This is a genomic window from Sphingomonas sp. KR3-1 (assembly GCF_040049295.1).
Classification (GTDB): domain Bacteria; phylum Pseudomonadota; class Alphaproteobacteria; order Sphingomonadales; family Sphingomonadaceae; genus Sphingomonas.
Genome location: NZ_JBDZDQ010000001.1, coordinates 1225644 through 1246901 on the forward strand (window position 1 = coordinate 1225644; position 21258 = coordinate 1246901).

Consider the following 21258-nt stretch of genomic DNA (forward strand, 5'->3'; position numbering starts at 1 on the left):
GCTCAGCCGGCCTTGGTGGCGAGCGCGGTCGCGATCGATGCGATTTCCTCGATCGCCGCGGCAAGCGATTCGGCACCCTGCGCCTGCTGGCGCGCCGCCGCGCCGGCTTCACGCACCGCCGCGCTGGCGATCTCGGCCGCCTCGGCGATCTGGTTGGTGCCGCTGCGCACCTCGCGCACCGAGCGCAGGATATCCTGCGAACCCGCGAGGATCAGCGCGTTCGACGCCTGTGCGGCTTCGAGCTCGCCCGTGATCGCGGTGAAGCGCTCGACCACGGCGCGGTTGCGGCCGATCTCGACTTCCGCCGCGCCGATCACCTGCTCGAGGTCGCGGCGGACGATGCCGACCTGGTCCTGCATCGCCCGGACGATGTCCTTCGCCCGTTCGGCGCTGAGCGAGGCATCGCGCGAGAGCTTGCGGATGTCGCCCGCCACCGTCGCGAAGCCGCGGCCAGCCTCGCCGGCCCGCGTCGCCTCCACCGAGCCGCTGACCGCGAGCATGTTGGTCTGCACCGACACGAGCGCGAGCCCGTCGGTGATCTTCTCGATCCGCCGCCCCGTCTCGTTCAGCGTCGAGAGCAGCAGCGTGACTTCGCGGACCTCGGCCAGGCTCGCCTCGACGCCGCGGGCCAGCCGGTCGACCTTGCGCTGGCTGTCCCCGGCCTGGTCGACGATCGCGCCGATCCGCTCGGACGCGGTGGTGGCGCGCGCCTGGGAGAGCTCGGACGAGGCCTCGATCTGCGCCATCGCGGCATTGGCTTCCTGCGTCGCGCCCGCCTGGATCTGCGTGCCGCGTGCGATCTGCTCGAGCGCGACCTGGATCTGGACCGAGGCGCCCGACATTTCCTGCACCGTGGCGGAGAGCTCCTCCGCGGCCGCCGCGACCTGCTCGACCGCGGTCTGGTCGCTCTCGTCCTCGCGCAGGCTCTGGATCATCGCGCCCAGCGCCTCGGCGGTCTGCTGGCTCTCCTCGAGCGACGCGCTCTGCTGCTCGATCGCCTGCTGCGCCTCGGCAGCGGCGGCGGACTGTTCCTCCGCGGCGCTGGCGACCTGCTCGGCGCCCTTCTCGGCCTCGCGCGCAGCGGCTTCGGCCTCGGCGGAGGCACCGACGATCTCCTGGGCGCCGGCGCCCAGCGCCGCCAGTTCGTCGCGCGCGGTCTTGAGCTGGACGACGACGTCGCGGCCCAGCTGGGCCTCGCTGGTCGCCAGCTCCGATGCGGCGCGCACGCGTTCCGCGATCGCCTTCACGTCGGCGGCGACGCGGGTCGCGAGCTGCTGGATGTCGCCGGCGCTCGCCTCGGACGTCTCCGCCAGCGCGCGCACCTCGTCGGCCACCACCGCGAAGCCCGTCCCGGCCTCGCCGGCGCGCGCCGCCTCGATCGTGGCGTTGAGCGCGAGCAGGCTGGTCTGGTCGGAGACATCGGCCACGCTCTGGCCGATCTCGCCGATGCTGGCCGCGACCGCTTCGAGCGAATTGATCACTTCGACCGTGGCGAGCTGGCGCTGCGCATTGAGCTCGATCGCGACGACCGATCCGTCGATCTGCGCGCTGACCTCGGCAAAGGCACCCTGCACGATATCCGCCTGGCGCCGCGCACCCTCGGCCCCCTCGCGCGCTTCGCGGAAATTGCGGTTGAGCGCGGCGATCAGGCCGAGCGATTCCTGCGAGGCGCCCGCCGCTTCTTCCGCACCGCTGGAGATACGGTCCATCGACCGCTGCAGCTCGCTCGCCGCGGCCGAGGCCTGGCCGATGCCGCTGGCGAGCTCCTGGGTTGCCTGGTCGATCCGCTCGAGCGCGTTCACCGGACGCTTCGCAGCGACGCGCGCGCGCCGTGCGGGCGCCGGCGTGTCGGCTTCGGCCGCCGCAGCGGCGCCTGACTTGGCTCGAGACCCCAACGCGGACTTCTTCACAAGGGCCATGCAAGATCTCGTAGAATAGGATCGGGACGCATGGCTTAGGGCAAGCCGCCCCCCTTAGCCAGCTTGTAGCTGGGCCGCTTCGATCCGATCGACCGCGATGCGAGGCCAGCCCGACAAAGAAGATTGATCCGGATTAAGTTTCTGGAAAACCAAGCGATCTCGGCTCTTGCAATCGATTCGCAAGCGGAACTGCCGACGTTCCCCGCGATTGATACGGCAAACCCAAACCCCGGAGACAGGTCATGGCAGAATTCACCGACGCGATCGCGCTGCTCAAGGCCGATCACCGCAAGGTCGAGAAGCTGTTCGAGCAATATGAGGCTGCCAGCGGTGCGGCGGCGAAGAAGAAGCTCTCCCACCAGATCTGCGTGGAGCTCAAGATCCACACGACGCTGGAAGAGGAGATTTTCTACCCGGCCTATCGCGGCAAGATCGAGGACGACATCCTCGACGAAGCCTATGTCGAGCATGACGGCGCCAAGATACTGATCAACGATATCGAGGCGGGCAGCCCCGAGGACGATTTCTACGATGCCAAGGTGCATGTGCTCTCCGAGGAGATCACGCACCACGTGCACGAAGAGGAAATGCCGTCCGAGGGCATGTTCGCCGAGTGCCGCAAGGTGGAAGAGGTCGACCTGGTGGCGATGCGCGATGCGATGCTCGCCCGCAAGGAGGAGCTGCTGGCGCAGGAGGAAAGCGAAGGCCTGCCGCCCGCTGCACCCCGGGCCGTCAAGCTCGTCGCTGCCTGATCCAGGCAGGACCTATGCTCGCACCCACCGATCCCGCGGATCGATTGCAACAACTCGAAGCATGCCGGCTGCGCAAGATGGCGCGGTCGGCACATGCCTTTGTTCGCGGCAGCACCGCGCAATTCTACAAATGGCTGGCACTCGCCGATATCGCGCGCGACATTCCCAAGGGGCCGCCGGTGTGGATTTGCGGGGATTGCCATGTCGGCAATCTCGGCCCGGTTGCCAACGCCGAGGGCGCGGTCGACATCCAGATCCGCGACCTCGACCAGACCGTGATCGGCAATCCCGCGCACGACCTCATCCGGCTGGCGCTGTCGCTCGCCTCGGCCGCGCGCGGTTCCGACCTGCCCGGCGTGGCGACGGCGCGGATCGTCGAGGCGATGATCGACGGCTATGTCCGCGCGCTCGACCAGCGCAGCGAACTCGATGAATCGCTCCAGCCCGAATTGGTGCGCGCGGCCCGCAAGCGCGCGCTCGGCCGGCGCTGGCGCCATCTCGCCCGTGAACGCATCGCGGACACACGCCCGCATATTCCGCTCGGCAAGCGCTTCTGGGCGTTGAGCGCCGACGAGCGCCAGGCGATCGAGTCCGTCTTCGCGCAAGGCGACATCGCCGCGCTGCTGGCGCGCGGGGAGGATGCTGCCAGGGGCGTGCGGCTGCTCGATGCAGCCTATTGGGTCAAGGGCTGCAGCTCGCTCGGTGCCGGGCGTTACGCGGCGCTGGTCGCGATCGAAGGCGCCAAGGGCAGGGAAGCGACCGCACTCGTCGATTTCAAGCAAGCGGTGCCTGCGCTCGCCCCGGTGGCCCGCGGGGCGCGCATGCCGCGCGATCCGGCCGAGCGCGTCGTCGCCGGCGCATCGGCGCTCTCGCCGTTCCTGGGCGAGCGGATGGCCGCGGTGCGCCTGCTCGGCAAACCCTTCGTCCTGCGCGAGCTGCGCCCGCAGGACCTCAAGATCGAGATCGACCAGTTCACCCGGCCCGAAGCGCTCCGCGCCGCGCACTATCTGGCCTTCGTGCTGGGCCGTGCCCATGCCGCGCAGATGGACGATTCCGCCCGGAAGCAATGGGCCGGCGAGCTGCGCGACGCCTCGTTCGGCAGCCTCGACGCGCCGCCCTGGCTGTGGCGCAGCGTCGTCAAGCTGATGGGCCGCCACGAAGCCGCCTATCTCGAACATTGCCGGCTCTATGCCGTCACCGCACGCTGACGATATTCTGACTTTGGAGACTGATATGGCGAAGGATTCGTTCGGCGGTTGGTGGGAAACCAACTGGGCGCTGTGGCAGCTCGGCATGGAAGCGAGCGCAGTGGTGGCGATGCGCAGCGCCAAGCTCGCCGCCGGCGGGAGCCCGGCGCTTGCGGAGGCGAACCGCATGATCGCCGAAAAGGCACAGGCGGCATTCGAAGTGCAAATGGGGCTGATGACCGGCCGCTTCGGATCGCCGGACACGGCAACGCGCCGCATCGTGCGGCACTATACCACCAAGGTCCGCGCCAATCGCCGCCGGCTCGGCGGCAGCTAAGGGGGCAATCAGGTCAGCTCGGCGGCCTCGCGCAACCGCCGCGCATAGGCTTCCGCGAGTTGCAGATGCGCATGCGCGATCGAGGGATCGCCGGCGCGGTCGGCAATCTCGCGCTCCTCGCGTTCGCGCCGGGTAAAATAGGCCCTGTCCTCGTCGGTCATGCAGTGCCTCGCCGGCGCCGGGTCTCCCACCCCTTCTTGGCGGCAGCGGAGCGATCCGCGGCGCTCTGGCTGGAGCCACCCTTCTGCCCGCCCTTGCGAGCGCTCGCATGGCTCTCCGCCTTGCCGCGGCCGGAGCCCGATTTCTTGCCGCCGCCGGACTCCTTGTTCACCGTCGCCCAGGCACGGCGCTCCGCTTCTTTCCTGGGCGTGCCGCGATCCTCATAGCCTTGCTCGATATGCTCGGCCTTGCGCTTCTGCCTGTCGGTATATTTGCCTTTGTCACCCTGGGGCATGGCAAGCTCTCCCGAACCGAAATCGACGGGCGAAAAACCGCTGTGAGCGCCCCTCGGTTCCCGCCCGGTGCGCGGACTAACCTGCGTTAATCCCCGGCTTTTTCCGCGGCTCGCCAGGCTCGGTTTCGGATCGGATTTTCGGCGATGCAGCCGCGGCGTTACGCGGAAACGGACCGAACGTTGATGGACAGGTGCCGGTGTCGGTGTTGATCTCCCTGTCGGGCGCGGCGGGGGGCCGCGACGGGGAACTGGCATGTCGGAGAACGATGCCGCGACGCGCCGCTTTCGCGCGTTCATCAGCTATAGCCATGCCGATGCCGCGGCCGCGCGCCGCCTGCATCGCGCGCTCGAGCAATATCGGGTGCCGAGGCGCCTGGTCGGCCAGGCGACGCCGCAGGGCCCGGTGCCGCGCCGGCTCGCGCCGATCTTCCGCGACCGCGAGGAACTGGCCGCCGCCGCCGATCTGGGCGCGCATATCCGCGACGCGCTGGCCGCTTCGGACGCGCTGGTGGTGCTGTGCTCGCCCACGGCACGCGTCTCGCCCTGGGTGGAGCGCGAGGTCGCATTGTTCCGCGCGCAATCGCCCGATCGCCCCGTGCTCGCGGCGCTGCTCGACGGCGAGCCGGCCCAGGCCTTTCCCGATTCGATGCGAGTCGATCGCGGCGCGGTCTGCGAGCCGATCGCCGCCGATTTCCGGCCCCGCGGCGACGGACCGCGTCTCGCCCGGCTGAAGCTGATCGCCGGGCTGACCGGGCTCGACCTCGATGCGCTGATCCAGCGCGACGCCCAGCGCCGGCTTCGCCGCGTGATGGCCGTCACGCTCGCCGCGTCGATCGCCGCGCTAGGGATGGCGGCGCTGCTCGTCATCGCCGTCCAGGCGCGAGCGGAAGCGGAACGGCAACACGCCAAGGCGGAAGGACTAGTCGAATTCATGCTGACCGACCTGCGCAGGGAATTGAAGAAGGTCGGCCGGCTCGACGTGATGGAGGCAGCCAATCGCCGCGCCATCGCCTATTATGGCGATGCGACCGCGCTCGCGGCGCTGCCGGACGACAGCCTCGAGCGGCGCGCCCGCCTGATGCACGCGCTAGGGGAGGACGCCCAGACCAGCGGCGACCAGGCCCGCGCGCTGATCTGGTTCCGCGACGCCGACGCCGCGACCCGCACCGCGCTGGCACGGCGCCCGCGCGATCCCAAGGCGATCCTCGCGCAAGCCCAGAGCGACTATTGGATCGGCAGCGTCTACCGGGCGCGCAAGGAATGGCCGCAGGCAGAGATCCAGTATCGCCGCTATGCCGCCGGTGCCGCGCGGCTGATCGCCCTCGATCCAGCCAACCCCGACTACATGATGGAGATGGGGTGGAGCGCCCAGGACCTCGGCGTCGTCGCCCAGGGTCGGCGCGATCCCGCCGCCGAGCCGCTGCTTCGCGCGGGCGTGGCCTGGATCAGCCGAGCCGGACAAAAGCGGCCGGGGGATTTCGAGATACAGAGCGCGTTGGCGAACGCCTATGCCGACCTTGCCGACAGCTATTATGAGCGCCGGCTATGGCGACAGGCGCTCGCCATCCGGTGGCGCCAATATCGCATCGACCAGCAGATCGTCGATGCCGATCCCAGCGACGCCGGGAAGATCTACACGCTCGCCACCGCCGAACGATCGGTCGGCAGGGTCTCGCTACGGGCAGGGGACGCCGCCACCGCCGCGACGATGACGCGCAGCGCCTATGCCCGCTCGCAATGGCTGGTCGCGCATGATCCGAAGAATTCCGAATGGAGCGCATTCGACACAAGGGTTGCGTGCGACCTGCTCGACATCGCGCCCGCCGCCCAAGGCCCGACCCTGACAGAACTGCGGCGGCGCATCGCCGCGGCGGTCGCTCGCTTCAGAAGCCAGGGCAACCCGGTCCTGGCCGATATTCCGTTGTGCGTACAGCGCGTGGCAGCCGCGCCCGCTGCCGAATGAGACGAAGGAAAGTTCGATGGGCTATATCGATACTCTGATCGACGATCTGATCACAGACCCCAAAGCCAAGGCCAACGCCGTGCAGAATGCCGACATGTATCTCGGCAAACCCAACAAGAACCCCCTTTATGATGAGATACCCAAGTGTGTTTACTTTTACTTTGCGAGCCTCGACGAGAACAATGCACTGAAGGCCGATCACTATTTTTATTCCAACGGCCCAATCAAAGACCCAGCCAAATGGGAAGCCATCGAAGACGGCGCGATCGAGCAAATTATCACCGATTTGGCCCGGAACGCTGCCAAGCCGAATGGCATGGACAATGTTGAGCTCCTCAAGGAGCGAAATTTTCAGAATATTATATGGAGGCGCGTTAGCTATATCGCGATCGTGATCGATGAGGTTACCTGGGCATTGCATAGGAGAACCCTCAATCAAGGGGCGGTTGCGGTTAATCCGAAGAAATCCAGCAAGAGCAGCAACGCCTGCTTCTACGACGCAGACGATTTTATCGTCGACACATCCGAAGAGCAGGACCGAAGCGCAGAGCGCACAGCTGTTTATTTTATAAACCATATGGTTCGCCAAGATGAATTTGGGAATTTAAGTATCGAAAACGACAAGACGAAATATGATTTCGACTTCTATTTCGACGTCGCCTTCGATGATGCCGCAACCCCGCGGGCCATCATGATCCTCGATCCCAGCGGCACCAACCAGGGCCCGCCGGAGCAGCCCTGATCCATGACCATTGCCTCGCTCACGAGAATTTCCGCCCTTGCCAGGCTCGGTGCCATCGACCGAGCCTGGCAATTGTTCGAAACCGAAGGTCATGCCGCGCGGCAGGACGACCCAGCTGCGCTCGCGCTCAAAGGGCGGCTGCTCAAGGATCGGGCGTGGCACGCGCAAGGCTCCGAGCGGCTCGCGCTGCTGGCGCAGGCGGAGCAGGCCTATGCCGCGGCGGACGCGCTGGCGCCGGCGCCTTATCTGCTGATCAACGTCGCAGCGTTGGCGACGCTTGCCGGCGCCCCCGATCGCGGTGCCGCGATCGCTGGCGACGTGCTGGCGCGGCTGGCGCATGACGTCGCCGAAACGCCCTATTATATCGCCGCGACCAAGGCCGAGGCGCTGCTGCTGCGCGGCGATCGCGACGGCGCCGAACAGGCGCTGGCGCACGCCGCGCGCCTGCTGCCCGCCGGGTGGGAGGAACGCGCCGGCACCCTGCGCCAGTTCGCGCGGATCCTCGATACCACCGGCCAGGACAGTGGCTGGCTCGGCCGGTTTCGCGCGCCTGCCAGCCTGCATTATGCCGGCCATCTCGGCATCGCCCCGCCCGGCGCCGATAGCCTGCGCGCCGAGATCGCGCGGGTCATCGCCGAGCGCCGAGTCGGATTCGCGTTCGGCGCGCTCGCCGCAGGTGCCGACCTGCTGGCCGCCGAAGCCGCGCTGGCGGCCGGCGCGGCGCTGCATATCGTCCTGCCCTGCCCGCCCGATGCCTTCGCCCGGCAATCGGTGGCGCCCTATGGCGCGGAGTGGATGCCGCGCTACCAGGCCTGCCTGGCCGCCGCGGCGAGCCTGCGGATCGTGGCGAACACCGCACGTTGCTTCGACCCGCTGCCGACGGCGCTGGCCGCCGAAGTTGCGATGGGTGCCGCACTGCTCCACGCCGATCGCCTGGCCGCAGACGCGCTCCAGCTGGTGGTGATCGACGAGGGACCCGCCCCGTTCGGCAGCGGCGCCGGCACCGCGCGCGACGCGGCGGTCTGGCCGCGACGCCCCGACACCGACCAGGTCGTGCTGCGCTGGCCGCGCGACGCCGCGGTGCCGCCCTCCGCCGGCAAGGTCGAGACGCCGGAGCACCGCGCGCTGATGGCGCTGGTGCTGGTCGCGCCGGGCTGCGAGATCACCAGCGACGATGCGCTGGACGACTGGATCGACCAGGTCCGCGCCCGGCTGGACCCTGGCCCCGCGCAGCACGTGCAGGCGCATGGCAACGCCCTGCTGCTCGGCTTCGGCGACATTGCCGAGGCGGCGCGCTTTGCCCTAGCCGTCGCCGAGCGCACGTCCGGCCAGCGGCCGACCCGCGTTGCCGGCACCTATGGCCTGGTCCGCGACGTTGCGGGAGCGCTGGCCGGGTCGGCCGTGGCGACCGCGGAAGCCGTGGCCGCGATCTGCCCGCCCTGGACTGCGACGGTGGACGACGTGTTCGCGGACGCGCTGACGCTGCACGCGGGCCAGATATCGAGCATCCCGCTCGGCGACTATGGCGGCGCGTCCGGCCCTTCGCTGCCGCTTTTCGCACTGGTCACCGGTTCGCGCTAATAGACCAACTCTTCCAGCCGGTGCGGCGCGACGATCTCGAGCGCCTCCGCCGAGCGCGTGATGATGCCCGATCGCTCGAGCGCGTTGATCGCCCGCGACACGGTCTCGCGGGTCGATTGCACCGCCAGCGCCAGTTCGGAGAGCACCGGCGCCGGGCGGATGCAGCGCCCATCGGCCAGCCGCGCCAGGCGCAGCAACTCGCCATGCACGCGGCCCGCTGCAGACAGCGTCGCCCCAGCGATCATCCGCCGCGTCGTCTCGTCGAGCCGCCCGGACAGCGTGCGCACCACGGCCTGCGCCACGCAGTGGTGGCGTTCCATCAGCATCAGGAAATCGATCGCGCGAAAGCGTCCGGCCTCGACCGGGCCGACCGCGACGACCTGCACGCCCTCGGCGGCGGCGGGCAGGCCGATCGGCTCGCCGAACAGATCGCCCGGCAGCAGCCGATGCAGCAGCACGAGATGCCCGGCCGCCGAATAGAGCACGGCATGCGCCTCGCCGATGAGTATCAGCCAGGCGTCGCTGCCGGTCTCGCCGACCGCCAGCACGACCTGGCGCGGGCTGCGACGGACGATCGCCAGCCGTGCGGCAATGTCGCTCGCCGTTCCGGCATCGCAGCGAAACGCCGCCACCACCACCGCCATGTGGCGGCTGTCGGGCGCGGCGGAGGTGCGATCGCTTTCGGGCATGACGGCCAGCCTGCGCCGAAGCGCCGGTTCGCACAATAACCCGGTCGAGCGCCAGCCGGTGGCCGCGCAGCTACCCGTGCAGGTTGAGCAGCGAATCCATCAGCCCGTCCTCGGCGCTGGAGCAGACGCCCAGGATCACCGCCTCGTCGCACCCGTCGCCGGTCACATAGCCGTGCCCCATGTTCGAATCGATGTAGATCGATTCGCCCGCTTCGAGCGGCACGGGATCGTAGAATTCGGTGTGGACGACGATCCGCCCGCTGACGACGAAGATATATTCCTCGCCCGAATGGTGGACGAGGTCGCCGAACTCCTCGGCCGTCTTGGCGCGCACCTTGGTGATCACCGGGATCATCCGCTTCCGGCGCAGCTCGGTGCAGAGATAATAATAGTCGTAGTTCGCGGTGTTCACCCGCACCGCGCGATCGAGATCGCCGATGCTGCGCCGCGCGGTCACCTGCGTCTCCGGCGCCGAATCGGTCTCGGCGAACAGCTCGGACATGCGGATGTTGAGCCGCTGGCTGAGCTGCAGCAGCTTGTCATAGGTCAGCGTCAGCCGGTCATGCTCGACCTTGGACAGAGTCGACACCGGGATGCCGCTCTTCAGGCTCATCTCCTTGAGCGTCCAGCCGTTCCGGGCGCGCAGCGCCTTGAGCAGCGTGCCCAGCGTCGGATGCTCGGGCTTCAGCCGCGTCGCCATGCCGCACCTCGGTTTGACATTTTTCCGAATAGGATCATCATGTCTCAATCAGGCGTATTAGTTTACATTTCGCAGCCTAGCCGCAGATGCACACCGGCGCAATCGACATGCCGGGGTCCTGGGCGGGGGAACAGGAAAGGACGCGCTAATGTGGAAACGTTCGCTCGCGGCGCTCACGGCAGGATTGCTGGGGCTCGCGATAGGGGTGCCGAGCTTCAGCCAGGCGCCCGCACCGCTCACGCCGGTACCGCAGGCCCATCCGGCCGCCGCGCCGGCGAGCGGCCAGGTCGCGGCCGATCTCACCAAGGCGGATGCCGACGCCTGGCTCGACGGCTACATGCCCTATGCGCTCGCCCGCGGCGATGTCGCCGGCGCAGTGGTGGTGATCGTCAAGGACGGCCAGGTCGTCACTGAGCGTGGCTTCGGCTATTCGGACGTGGCAAAGCGCAAGCCGGTCGATCCGGCAACTACGCTGTTCCGCCCCGGCTCGACGTCGAAGCTCTATACCTGGACCGCGGTGATGCAGCTGGTCGAGGCCGGCAAGCTGAACCTCGACGCCGACGTCAACCAGTATCTCGATTTCAAGATCCCGCCCTATCAGGGCAAACCGATCACGCTGCGCAACATCATGACGCACACGGCGGGCTTCGAGGAGATCATCAAGGGCCTGCTGACCTTCGACAAGCCGGTGCCCAGCCTGGGCGACGTGCTCAAGCACCGGATCCCCGCGCGGATCTATGCGCCGGGCAGCACCCCGGCCTATTCGAACTACGCCACCGCGCTGGCCGGCTATATCGTCGAGCGCGTCTCGGGCATGCCGTTCGACGACTATATCGAGAAGAACATCTTTGCCCGGCTCGGCATGCAATATGCCAGCTTCCGCCAGCCGCTGCCCGATCGCCTCAAGCCGTTCATGTCGCAGGGCTATGAGCTGGGTTCCGGCCCGGCCAAGGGCTATGAGCAGATCGGCATGGCCCCCGCCGGCGCCTCCGCGATCAGCGGCGGCGACATGGCGAAGTTCATGATCGCGCATCTCAACGACGGCGGCCCGCTGCTCAAGCCCGAGACAGCGAAGCTGATGCACGCGCCGCAGCCGAGCGCGATCCCGGCGATCAACACGATGGCGCTCGGCTTCTACGAGCAGCGCATCAACGGCCATCGCGCGATCGCGCATGGCGGCGACACGGTCTATTTCCACAGCGACCTGTGGATCTTCCCGGAAGAGAAGATCGGCCTCTACATCTCGATGAACAGCAGCGGCAAGGACGGGGTCACCCGCGTGCTGCGCGGCTCGCTGTTCGACGCGTTCGCCGATCGCTACCTGCCCGATCCGAACCAGGCGCCGCCCAAGGAGCTGCCGACCGCCAAGGAGCATGCCAAGCTGCTCGTCGGCAGCTGGACCAACAGCCGCCGGATCGACTCGACCTTCGCCAAGATCATCAACCTGCTCGGCGATACCAAGGTGAGCCTCGACGCCGATGGCCGCCCGGTGATCCCGGCGCTGACCAGCCCCGGCGGCGCCCCGCGCAAGCTGATCGAAGTCGCGCCCTTCGTCTGGCAGGATGCCTATGGCCATGAGCGGCTCGCCGCGCAGGTGATCGACGGCAAGGTCGCGCGCTGGAGCTTCGGCGAAGTCTCGCCCTTCATGATCTGGTACCGCACGCCCGCGTCGCTCGACTCGGCGTGGCTGGTCCCGGCGCTGCTGTTCGGCGTGGGCATGGTGTTGCTGACGGCGCTGTCCTGGCCGGTCGGCTGGATCGCACGGCGCCGCTACGGCGCGCAGCTTGCCCTGCAGGGCGAGGCGCGGCGGACCTACCGCGTGCTGCGCGGCTTCGCCTGGCTAGTGCTGGCGGTGCTGGCGCTGTGGGGCGTCGTCATCACCGGGCTCGAGGATTTCGAGAGCCATGGCAAGACCGACTGGCTGATCCTGCTCGTCCAGTTCGTCGGCACGCTCGCCTTTTTCGGGATGTTCGGCCTGTCGATCTGGAACGCCTGGCTGACCTGGCGCGACAAGCGCGGCTGGTTCGCCAAGGCGTGGAGCCTGCTGCTCGTCCTCGGGGTGTTCTTCATCCTGTGGGTGGCGCTGGCCTTCAACCTGGTCTCGTTCGGGACCGAGTTCTGAGTAGATGGTGATGCGCCGTTCGCTCGACATCGCCGTGGAACGGCTTCCGTTTGCGAAGCCGTTCCGCATCTCCGGCCATGTCTTCACCGAGTCTCCGGTGGTGGTCGTCACGCTGCGTGACGGCCTCCACACGGGGCGCGGCGAGGCGAGCGGCGTCTATTATCTGGGCGACGACGACGCGGCGATGACCGCGGCGCTGGCGACGGTCGCCGACGGGCTGCGCGGAGGGATGAACCGAGCGGAGCTGCACCAGGCGCTCCCGCCCGGCGGCGCGCGCAACGCGGCGGACTGCGCGCTGTGGGAGCTCGATGCCAAGCGCGAGGGCGTGCCGGTGTGGAAGCTCGCGGGGCTCCCCGAGCCCAGGCCGCTGCTGACAACCTTTACCTTGGGTGCCGACGATCCCGCCGTGATGGCCGAGGGCGCGCGCGGCTACGCCAATGCACGCGCGCTCAAACTGAAGCTCACCGGCGATCTCGACCTCGACATCGCCCGGGTGCGCGCGGTCCGCGCCGAGCGGCCGGAATGCTGGATCGGCGTCGACGCCAATCAGGGGTTCGAGATCGGGGAGCTCGAGCCGCTGATCGCCGCGCTGGTCGATTGCGGCATCGCGCTGCTCGAGCAGCCGCTGGCGCGCGGGCGCGAGGCGGATCTCGATGGGTTCAAGTCGCCGATCCCGATCGCCGCCGACGAGAGCGCGCTGACGCTCGCAGATGTCGACGGACTGGTCGGTCGGTTCGACACCGTCAACATCAAGCTCGACAAATGCGGCGGGCTTACCGAGGCGATCGCCATCGCGCGGCGGGCGCGCACGCTTGGGCTCGACGTGATGGTCGGCAATATGGTCGGATCGAGCTGGGCGATGGCGCCGGCCTGGCTGCTCGGCCAGCTCTGCGACGTGGTCGATCTCGACGGCCCGACCTTCCTCGCCACCGACCGGGTGCCGGGCATCGTCTACCGCGACGGCATGATCGATTGCCCCGAGGCAGTCTGGGGTCAGCGTGCCCTTTCGGCCACGCCTGCAACTTAATTGTCAAATTGGATTGACTCTTCTCTGATCAGGATAATAGCATCCTGATCAGGCAAGTAGCCATCGTCCACGAGGTGGACGCCATCGAAGTCCCGAGGGGGAGACCGACGATGACGCGCATGACCAACCGAGCCAAATTGCTGATTACCGTCGCGGCGGGCACGCTGATGCCCTGCGCAGCCTTCGCGCAGGACGCCGCGCCCGCCGCGCATTCCGACGACGAGATCGTCGTCACCGCGCAGAAGCGCGAGCAGAAGCTTCTCGACGTGCCGGTTTCGATCAGCGTCGTCAGCGGCGAGGAACTGAAGGAACAGGGTGCCGCCTCGCTCACCGACTATGCGGGCTATGTGCCGGGACTGCAGGTGACGACCACCGGCACGCCGGGCCAGACCACGATCACGCTGCGCGGCATCGCGCCGCTCACCGCCAGCCAGACCGTCGGCATCTATCTCGACGATGCGCCGGTGGGATCGAGCGCGATCTACAATCGCGGCGGGCAATTCTCGCTCGACCTGCTGCCCTATGACATCGAGCGCATCGAAGTGCTGCGCGGGCCGCAGGGCACGCTCTACGGCGCAAGCTCGATCGGCGGCCTGCTCAAATATGTGACGGTCTCGCCCAGCACGACCAAGTTCAGCGTGCGCGGCGGGGTCGAGGGCTTCGGGATCAACGGGGCGGGGCAGCTCGGCTGGGCCGGCCAGACGATGTTCAACGCGCCGCTGGTCGAAGGCAAGCTCGGCGTCACCGGCAGCTTCGCCTGGCGCAAGACGCCGGGATTCGTGAACAGCGTCAACAACGCGAGCCTGCGCGACCAGAATGACTATGAGCAGGTCGGCGGCCGCGCCGCCCTGCTGTGGCAGGCGAGCGACCGCTTCACCGCGCGGCTGACCGCGATCTACCAGGACCTCGATTCGAACGGCAACGGGCTCTACGCCGCCGATCTGACCGGCAAGCGGCTCGGCGACGGCATGTCGTACAACAACTATGTCGGCGAGGCCTTCAAGACCGAGCTGCAATATTATGCCGCGACGCTCGACTATGATTTCGGCGGCGTGACCGCGACCTCCACCACCACGCACAGCACCACCCACGCGACCCAGCTCCAGGACGCCACCTATGCGTTCGGCGTGCTGTTCCCGCTGCTCACCGGTGGCGCGATCGCACCGGGGGTCACCCCGTTCGAGATCAAGCTCGGCCTGCGCAAATGGACCGAGGAAGTGCGGCTGGCCTCGGCGAGCGGCGGTCGCTTCGAATGGCTGGTCGGCGGCTTCTACACCGACGAGAAAAGCTCCAACTCGCAGCTCGTCCGCTCGTACGACATGGCGGGCAACGTCATTCCCGCGCTGGATCCGCTCGCCACGGTCGGCCTGCCGGCGACCTACAAGGAATATGCCGTCTTCGGCAACGCGACGCTGCGCTTCGGCAAGCGCTTCGAAGTGACCGGCGGGGTGCGCTGGGCCCGCAACGACCAGACCTTCCGCCAGATCAGCTCGGGCGCGATCGTGCCCCAGGCGAACGATCCCGGCAAATCTTCGGAGGAGGTGGTCACCTGGAGCGTCAGCCCGCAGGTCCATCTGAACAAGGACGCGATGCTCTATGCCCGCGTCGCCACCGGCTATCGCCCGGGCGGCCCCAACGTCATCGTTCCCAACGTGCCGCCGAGCGTCGGCTCGGACACGCTCACCAACTATGAGGCGGGCTTCAAGGCGGACCTCGCCGGGCATGCCGTCTCGATCGACATCGCCGCCTTCTACATGGACTGGAACGACATCCAGGTGACGCGCGCATTCGGCGGCGTCTCCGGCCAGGCCAATGGCGGCCGCGCGCGCAGCCAGGGCGTCGAGGGCACGCTGGAGATGCGCCCGACGCCCGGCCTGACGCTCGGGCTGACCGCCTCCTACACCGATGCCAAGCTCAGTGAGGACGTGCCCGAGATCAGCGGCGCGGACGGCGACCAGCTGCCCGGCGTGCCCAAATTCAGCGGCTCGGCGCGGCTCGACTATCATGCAGGGTTCGGCGACCGGCTGTCGGGCGATTTCGGCATCGGCGTGCGCCATGCGAGCAGCCGGCTGTCGCTGGTCGAGAGCGATCCGCTGACGGCGCGGGCAACGCCCTATACTGCGGTCGATCTCAACGCGGCGCTAAACATCGGCGAGCATTGGAAGCTGCGCGCCTATGCCCGCAATCTCCTCGACGACAAGGGCGAGCTGCAGCGCTCGACGCTGACCGACGGGCTCAACCAGCCGAGCTTCCTCGCGATCACGCCGCTCCAGCCGCGCACGATCGGCGTCGCTTTCGATCTCTCGTTCTGACCTCGGAAGGCGCGCAAATGAATGCCCCCTTCGCCGCGCGCAGCACCGCCCTGGTGCTGCCGCAGCCCTACCTCCTCTTCCTCGGCGACACGACCGAGCCGGGCTATGCCAAGACCGCGTTCGGGCTGCGCGACTGGGCCGGGGACAAGTGCGTCGGCGAGTTCGCGCTGGCCGGCGCCACCGTCGCCACCGGCCTGCCGCGGCTGACGCCTGCGGAAGCGGCGGCGCAGGGTGCACGCGGGCTGGTGATCGGCGTCGCCAATCCGGGAGGCGTTATCCCGCCTTCCTGGCGCCAGTCGCTGGTCGAGGCGCTCGAGGCGGGGCTCGACATCGTCTCGGGCATGCATGTGCGGCTGGGCGATATCCCTGAATTGGCCGAGACCGCCGCGCTGCTCGGGCGCCGGTTGATCGACATCCGCGTGCCCCCGGCCGAGATCCCGGTCGCCACAGGGCGCAAGCGCAGCGGCAAGCGGCTGCTCACCGTTGGCACCGATTGCGCGCTCGGCAAGAAATACACCGCGCTGGCGCTCGCCCGCGGCTTCGAGGCGCGCGGGCTCGACACCAGCTTCCGCGCCACCGGCCAGACCGGGATCATGATCGCCGGCGGCGGCATGCCGATGGACGCGGTGGTCTCCGATTTCGAGGCGGGCGCGGCGGAGATGCTGTCGCCCGATGCCGACCCCGCGCATTGGGACGTGATCGAGGGCCAGGGCTCGCTCGCGCACCCGGCCTATGCCGCGGTGTCGCTCGGCCTGCTCCATGGCAGCCAGCCGGACGTCTTCGTCGTATGCCACGAGCCGGGGCGCACTGCGATGCTCGGCACCGCGGGCTACACGGTGGCGAGCATCGAGGAGATCATCGACCTCACCATTGCGCTCGGCCGGCGGACCAATCCGGACATCCGCTGCGGCGGGGTGAGCTTCAACACCTCGGCACTCAGCGAAACCGAGGCAGCGGAGGTGATCGCGAGCGAGAGCAAACGCCTCGACCTGCCCGTCGCCGATCCGGTGCGCGGCGGGCCGGCCTTCGATGCGCTGATCGCGAGCTGCCTCGCATGAGCGCACCGGCGACAGGATCGAGCTGGTTCCAGCGCTTCCTGTTGCCGGGTTTCGCGATGAAGGCCGTCATCATCGGCGGCGGCTATGCGACCGGACGCGAGCTGGCCGAGTATTTCCTCCCCGCCGGCCCGTGGGGCGGGCTGGCCGGCATGTTGCTGGCGATGCTGATCTGGAGCGCGGTCGCCGCGGTCACCTTCGCCTATGCCCGCACCGTCGGCGCGCTCGACTATCGCGCCTTCTTCGCCGACCTGCTCGGCCCAGCCTGGATCGCATTCGAGGGCGCCTATCTGCTCTTCGTCGTGCTGATCCTCGCCGTGTTCGGGGCGAGCGCCGGCGCGATCGGCGCGGCGATGTTCGGCTGGCCGAGCTTCGTCGGGGCGCTGCTCCTCGCGCTCGCCATCCTCGCCGCGGTCGCGCTAGGCAACAAGGCGGTGGAGGGCGTGTTCAAGTACGTCTCGATCCTGCTCTACGCCGTCTATGCGCTGTTCCTGGCGCTGAGCCTGTGGCGCTTCGGAGACCGCATCGGCGCGGGCTTCGCCACACCGGTGCCCTGGGGCAACTGGGCCGGCGGCGGGATCACCTATGCCAGCTACAACATCATCGGTGCGGTGGTGATCCTGCCGGTGCTGCGCCATTTGACCAGCACGCGCGACGCGGTGGTCGCCGGCCTGGTCGCCGGTCCGCTGGCGATGACGCCGGCGATCCTGTTCTTCACCTGCATGATTGCCTTCTACCCCGGCATCGGCGCCGAGACGCTGCCGTCGGACTTCCTGCTCCGCCAGCTGGACGTGCCGCTGTTCCACTGGGCCTTCCAGTTGATGATCTTCGCCGCGCTGCTCGAAAGCGGTGCCGGCGCCGTCCATGCGATCAACGAGCGCGTGGCGGGGGTGGTGCGCCGGCGCCGCGGCGTGGAGCTGAAGCCCCGCTCCCGCGCCGCGATTGCCGGCGCATTGCTGCTCGTCTGCATGTTCGTTGCCGACCGGATCGGGCTGATCGCGCTGATCGCCAGCGGCTACCGGCTGCTCGCCTATCTCTTCCTCGCCGTGTTCGTGCTGCCGCTGATGACGATCGGGCTGTTCCGGTTGCTGCGGCGCCCCGCCAAAACCCAGGAGCTCCCCGCATGAAGCTGCGCATTCTGCTCGCCCTGCCCCTGCTCGCGCTCGCTACGCCGGCGCTGGCCGATCCGCCGGGTGGGCTCGACGCCAAGGTGGAGGCACTGCGCAAGGCGAGCGGCGCGCCCGGCATCGCCGTCGCCATCGTCGAGCACGGCAAGACCACGCTCGCCAAGGGCTGGGGCTATCGCAGGCTCGGCGACCCCGCCAAGGTCGATGCCGACACGATCTTCCAGACTGGTTCGACCGGCAAGGCGTTCACCGCCGCAGCACTCGCGATCCTGGTCGACCAGGGCAAGCTCGGCTGGGACGACAAGGTGATCGACCACATGCCCTATTTCCGCATGTACGATCCTTGGGTGACGCGCGAGATGACGGTGCGCGACCTGCTCGTCCACCATTCGGGGCTGGGCCTGGGCGCCGGCGACCTGCTGTTCGTGCCCCGGGGCAGCCTGTCGCGCAAGGAAACGGTCAAGCGGCTCGCCTATATCAAGCCCGCGACCAGCTTCCGCTCCAGCTACGCGTATGACAACATCCTCTACATGGTCGCCGGCCAGCTGATCGAGGAAGTGAGCGGCAGGAGCTGGGAAGACTTCATGACCAGTGAGGTCCTGAAGCATGGTGGCATGAACACCGCGACCGCCACCTATGAGGCGCGCTGGGCGACGGCCGATCGCGCCTTCCCGCACGCCCGGATCGGCGGCGCGGTGCGCGGCGACGGGCCCAATTCGGTGCTCGACGAGCATGAGGAGCTGGGCCGCGCGGCGATGCCGGCGGGCGGGCTCGCGCTCAGCGCCAACGACCTGGCGCAGTGGCTCAAGATCCAACTCGGCCATGGCAAGCTGCCGGGCGGCGGCCAGCTGTTCAGCGAGGCGCAGGCGGCGGAGATGTGGAAGGGCGTCACCGTCCAGCCGCTCACCCCCTATCCGGGCAGCCTCGCGCCGCTGACCCCGAAGTTCAGCACCTATGCGCTCGGCTGGGAGGTCGAGGACTACAAGGGCGCGCGGATCATCTCGCATGGCGGCGGCGTGTTCGGATCGATCACCCATGTGATCCTGCTGCCCGACCAGGATGTCGGCATCGCGGTGGTGGTCAATTCGGAAGACGTGGCGCTGCTGCGCGGCGTCGCGCACATGCTGGTCGACCATTATCTCGGCATTCCCGACCAGGACTGGTTCAAGCGCTTCGGCGAGTTCATGACGACCCGCGTCGAAGGGGGCAAGGCGGCGCTGGCGAGCGTGAAGGCTGCGCCGGCGAAGGTCGGCCCGTCGCTTCCGCTCGATCGCTATGCGGGCCTGTACCGCGACGCCTGGTACGGCGACGTCGCGGTGACGCAGGCACCCGACGGGCTGCGCATCGACTTCAAGACCACGCCGCGCATGGCCGGCAAGCTGGTCCATTACCAATATGACACCTTCGTCACCCGCTTTGACGACAAGGCGATCGAGCCGGCCTACGTGACCTTCGCGCTCGATGCCGATGGCAAGGTGGCGCGGGTTTCGCTGAAGCCGGAAAGCCTGATCGCCGACTTCAGCTATGACTATCGCGATCTCGATCTGCGGCCTGTGGAAGACAAGAAATGACCAAGCGCCTCGCGTTCCTCGCCCTGCTCCTCTCCGGCTGCGCGGCAGCGCCCGTCGCCACGGCGCCCGCGCAAAAGGCGCACAAGGACTTCCTCGTCCTCGACACGCATCTCGACACGCCGCTTCACTTCGCCCGCGCAGGTTGGAGCTTCGCCGGGCATCACGATCCGGCGACCGACCTCGTCCAGGTCGACATGGAGCGGATGGAGGCGGGCGCGCTCGATGGCGGCTTCTTCGCGATCTACACCGAGCAGGGGCCGCTCACGTCCAAGGGCTATGCCGATGCGCTCGCCTATGCGCGCGGGCGATCCGACCTGATCGATTCCACCCTGGCGAAATTTCCCGACAAGATCGGCCCGGCGCGCACGCCCGACGACGCGCTGCGGCTGACCCGCGACGGCAAGCTGGTCGCGTTCAAGAGCATGGAGAACAGCTACGAGCTCGGCGAGGACCTGTCGCTGTTCAAGGAATTCTACGATCGCGGCGTGCGGCTGGCCGGGCCGGTGCACGCGCTCAACAACCAGTTCGCCGACAGCTCGGGCGACAAGCCCAGATGGCACGGGCTCTCCTCCCTCGGGCGCAAATGGGTGGCGGAGGCCAACCGGCTTGGCATCGCGATCGACGCGAGCCACTCGTCGGACGACACGTTCGACCAGATGCTGGAACTGTCGAAGACCCCGCTGCTCCTCTCGCACTCGAGCGGGCGCTGGGCGTTCGACCATCCGCGCAACCTCGACGACGGCCGCATCCGCAAGCTCGCGGCCAAGGGCGGGGCGATCTGCGTCAGCACGATCTTCCTGTCGAACATGGACATGACGCCCGAGCGCGCGGCGCTGTTCACGAAGTACGAGCATATCGCCGACCTCTCGCCCGCCGACCAGGCCGACCTCGCCCGCAAGTGGCGCGCGCTCGACAAGACCCAGCCGATGTGGGGCGCCGCCGATTTCGAGCGCTACATGGCGATGGTGCTGCACGTGATCAAAGTCGCCGGGGTCGATCATGTCTGCTTCGGCGCGGACTGGGACGGCGGCGGCGGGCTGCCCGGGATCGCGGACATCTCGGCGCTGCCCAAGGTCACCGATCGTCTGCGCAAGGCCGGCTATTCGGACGCGGACCTGGACAAGATGTGGAGCGGCAACATCCTGCGCGTCGTCGGCGCGGCGCAGCGCTACGCCGCGAGCCAGCACTAGGGGATCGGCAGCGCCGTCGTCGCCTTGACCTGGCTCAGCGCGACGGTGGAGTTGATCTCCTGGATGCCGGGCAGCTTCGAGAGCTTGGTGAAGAAGAAGCGTTCATAGGCTTCGATGTCGGCGGCGACGATGCGCAGCATGAAGTCGAACACGCCCATCAGCACATAGGCCTCTAGCACCTCGGGGAAGGAGCGGATCGCCGCGGCGAACTCGTCGAGGTTCGCGCGGCCGTGCGCGTTGAGCTTAATCTGCGCGAAGATGTGCGCGTTCAGCCCGACCTTCTGCCGATCGACCAGCGCCACCCGCCGGGTGATGATACCTTCCTTCTCCATGCGGTCCACCCGCCGCCAGCAGGGCGAGCTCGACAGCCCGACCATCTCGCCGAGCTTCGCCGTCGGCATGCTGGCGTCCTCCTGCAGCACCTGCAGGATCTTGCGTTCGAAGGGGTCGAGATTGGCAGGCAAAATCATTCTCCATTTCGCCGAATACGGGTCAGATCTTGCCAATCCAGCCACCACTCACGCGAACAA

General features: G+C 68.1%; 19 protein-coding genes. 13 read left to right on the forward strand and 6 right to left on the reverse strand.

What is annotated here, in order from left to right; translation table 11 throughout:
- Positions 1-2: 2 nt before the first annotated feature.
- Complete coding sequence (locus ABLE38_RS06125; RefSeq protein WP_348973272.1) at positions 3-1919, reverse strand: methyl-accepting chemotaxis protein; 1917 nt, start codon at positions 1917-1919, stop codon at positions 3-5.
- Positions 1920-2161: 242 nt separating this feature from the next.
- On the opposite strand from ABLE38_RS06125, the gene ABLE38_RS06130 reads away from it, so the two are divergent.
- The 3 genes from ABLE38_RS06130 to ABLE38_RS06140 are packed head-to-tail and all read left to right on the forward strand — an operon-like array spanning position 2162 to position 4195.
- Entirely contained in the window at positions 2162-2671 is a 510-nt protein-coding gene (locus ABLE38_RS06130; RefSeq protein ID WP_348973273.1) for a hemerythrin domain-containing protein, read from the forward strand.
- Positions 2672-2685: 14 nt separating this feature from the next.
- Complete coding sequence (locus ABLE38_RS06135; protein ID WP_348973274.1) at positions 2686-3879, forward strand: DUF2252 family protein; 1194 nt, start codon at positions 2686-2688, stop codon at positions 3877-3879.
- 25 nt (positions 3880-3904) lie between these two features.
- Positions 3905-4195: a hypothetical protein gene (locus ABLE38_RS06140; protein ID WP_348973275.1), complete on the forward strand. Its 291-nt coding sequence runs from the start codon at positions 3905-3907 to the stop codon at positions 4193-4195.
- Between the two features lie 8 nt (positions 4196-4203).
- Here ABLE38_RS06140 and ABLE38_RS06145 read toward each other — a convergent pair whose 3' ends face one another.
- Together ABLE38_RS06145 and ABLE38_RS06150 are read right to left on the reverse strand one after the other, a co-directional pair.
- On the reverse strand, positions 4204-4356 hold the full coding sequence (locus ABLE38_RS06145) for a hypothetical protein (protein WP_348973276.1): 153 nt from the start codon (positions 4354-4356) through the stop codon (positions 4204-4206).
- Positions 4353-4649, reverse strand: a complete 297-nt coding sequence (locus ABLE38_RS06150; RefSeq protein ID WP_348973277.1) for a plasmid stabilization protein — start codon at positions 4647-4649, stop codon at positions 4353-4355. The genes ABLE38_RS06145 and ABLE38_RS06150 overlap by 4 nt, the downstream gene beginning before the upstream one ends.
- Positions 4650-4902: 253 nt before the next feature.
- On the opposite strand from ABLE38_RS06150, the gene ABLE38_RS06155 reads away from it, so the two are divergent.
- From ABLE38_RS06155 to ABLE38_RS06165, 3 genes are read left to right on the forward strand one after another with little or no spacing between them, the layout of a single operon-like run.
- A complete protein-coding gene (locus ABLE38_RS06155; RefSeq protein ID WP_348973278.1) occupies positions 4903-6612 on the forward strand; it encodes a TIR domain-containing protein in 1710 nt (569 codons plus the stop codon).
- Between the two features lie 16 nt (positions 6613-6628).
- Positions 6629-7354 (forward strand): hypothetical protein, encoded by a 726-nt coding sequence (locus ABLE38_RS06160; RefSeq protein ID WP_348973279.1) that lies wholly within the window; start codon positions 6629-6631, stop codon positions 7352-7354.
- Positions 7355-7357: 3 nt separating this feature from the next.
- Positions 7358-8935: a tetratricopeptide repeat-containing protein gene (locus ABLE38_RS06165; RefSeq protein ID WP_348973280.1), complete on the forward strand. Its 1578-nt coding sequence runs from the start codon at positions 7358-7360 to the stop codon at positions 8933-8935.
- On the opposite strand, the gene ABLE38_RS06170 is transcribed toward ABLE38_RS06165, so the two are convergent.
- The gene (locus ABLE38_RS06170; protein WP_348973281.1) at positions 8932-9624 is read right to left on the reverse strand and encodes a Crp/Fnr family transcriptional regulator; all 693 of its coding nucleotides are present in this window, start codon (positions 9622-9624) and stop codon (positions 8932-8934) included. The two genes, ABLE38_RS06165 and ABLE38_RS06170, sit on opposite strands and share 4 nt — an antisense overlap.
- A 70-nt stretch (positions 9625-9694) precedes the next feature.
- A complete protein-coding gene (locus ABLE38_RS06175) occupies positions 9695-10324 on the reverse strand; it encodes an XRE family transcriptional regulator (protein WP_348973282.1) in 630 nt (209 codons plus the stop codon).
- Between the two features lie 148 nt (positions 10325-10472).
- Between ABLE38_RS06175 and ABLE38_RS06180 the strand changes: the two genes are divergently transcribed.
- The 7 genes from ABLE38_RS06180 (at position 10473) to ABLE38_RS06210 (ending at position 20728) form a co-directional block, all read left to right on the forward strand.
- A complete protein-coding gene (locus ABLE38_RS06180) occupies positions 10473-12446 on the forward strand; it encodes a serine hydrolase domain-containing protein (RefSeq protein ID WP_348973283.1) in 1974 nt (657 codons plus the stop codon).
- Between the two features lie 4 nt (positions 12447-12450).
- Positions 12451-13473 carry a dipeptide epimerase gene (locus tag ABLE38_RS06185; RefSeq protein WP_348973284.1) on the forward strand — a complete coding sequence of 341 codons (1023 nt, stop codon included), beginning with the start codon at positions 12451-12453 and terminating at the stop codon, positions 13471-13473.
- A 110-nt stretch (positions 13474-13583) separates the two neighbouring features.
- Positions 13584-15785 carry a TonB-dependent receptor gene (locus ABLE38_RS06190; protein ID WP_348973285.1) on the forward strand — a complete coding sequence of 734 codons (2202 nt, stop codon included), beginning with the start codon at positions 13584-13586 and terminating at the stop codon, positions 15783-15785.
- A gap of 17 nt (positions 15786-15802) precedes the next feature.
- A complete protein-coding gene (locus tag ABLE38_RS06195; protein ID WP_348973286.1) occupies positions 15803-16843 on the forward strand; it encodes a DUF1611 domain-containing protein in 1041 nt (346 codons plus the stop codon).
- Complete coding sequence (locus ABLE38_RS06200) at positions 16840-17967, forward strand: hypothetical protein (protein WP_348973287.1); 1128 nt, start codon at positions 16840-16842, stop codon at positions 17965-17967. The genes ABLE38_RS06195 and ABLE38_RS06200 overlap by 4 nt, the downstream gene beginning before the upstream one ends.
- Positions 17964-19538, forward strand: a complete 1575-nt coding sequence (locus ABLE38_RS06205; RefSeq protein ID WP_348973288.1) for a serine hydrolase — start codon at positions 17964-17966, stop codon at positions 19536-19538. The genes ABLE38_RS06200 and ABLE38_RS06205 overlap by 4 nt, the downstream gene beginning before the upstream one ends.
- Entirely contained in the window at positions 19535-20728 is a 1194-nt protein-coding gene (locus ABLE38_RS06210; RefSeq protein ID WP_348973289.1) for a dipeptidase, read from the forward strand. The genes ABLE38_RS06205 and ABLE38_RS06210 overlap by 4 nt, the downstream gene beginning before the upstream one ends.
- Here ABLE38_RS06210 and ABLE38_RS06215 read toward each other — a convergent pair.
- Positions 20725-21198 carry an Lrp/AsnC family transcriptional regulator gene (locus ABLE38_RS06215; RefSeq protein WP_348973290.1) on the reverse strand — a complete coding sequence of 158 codons (474 nt, stop codon included), beginning with the start codon at positions 21196-21198 and terminating at the stop codon, positions 20725-20727. The genes ABLE38_RS06210 and ABLE38_RS06215 overlap by 4 nt on opposite strands.
- Between the last annotated feature and the right edge of the window lie 60 nt (positions 21199-21258).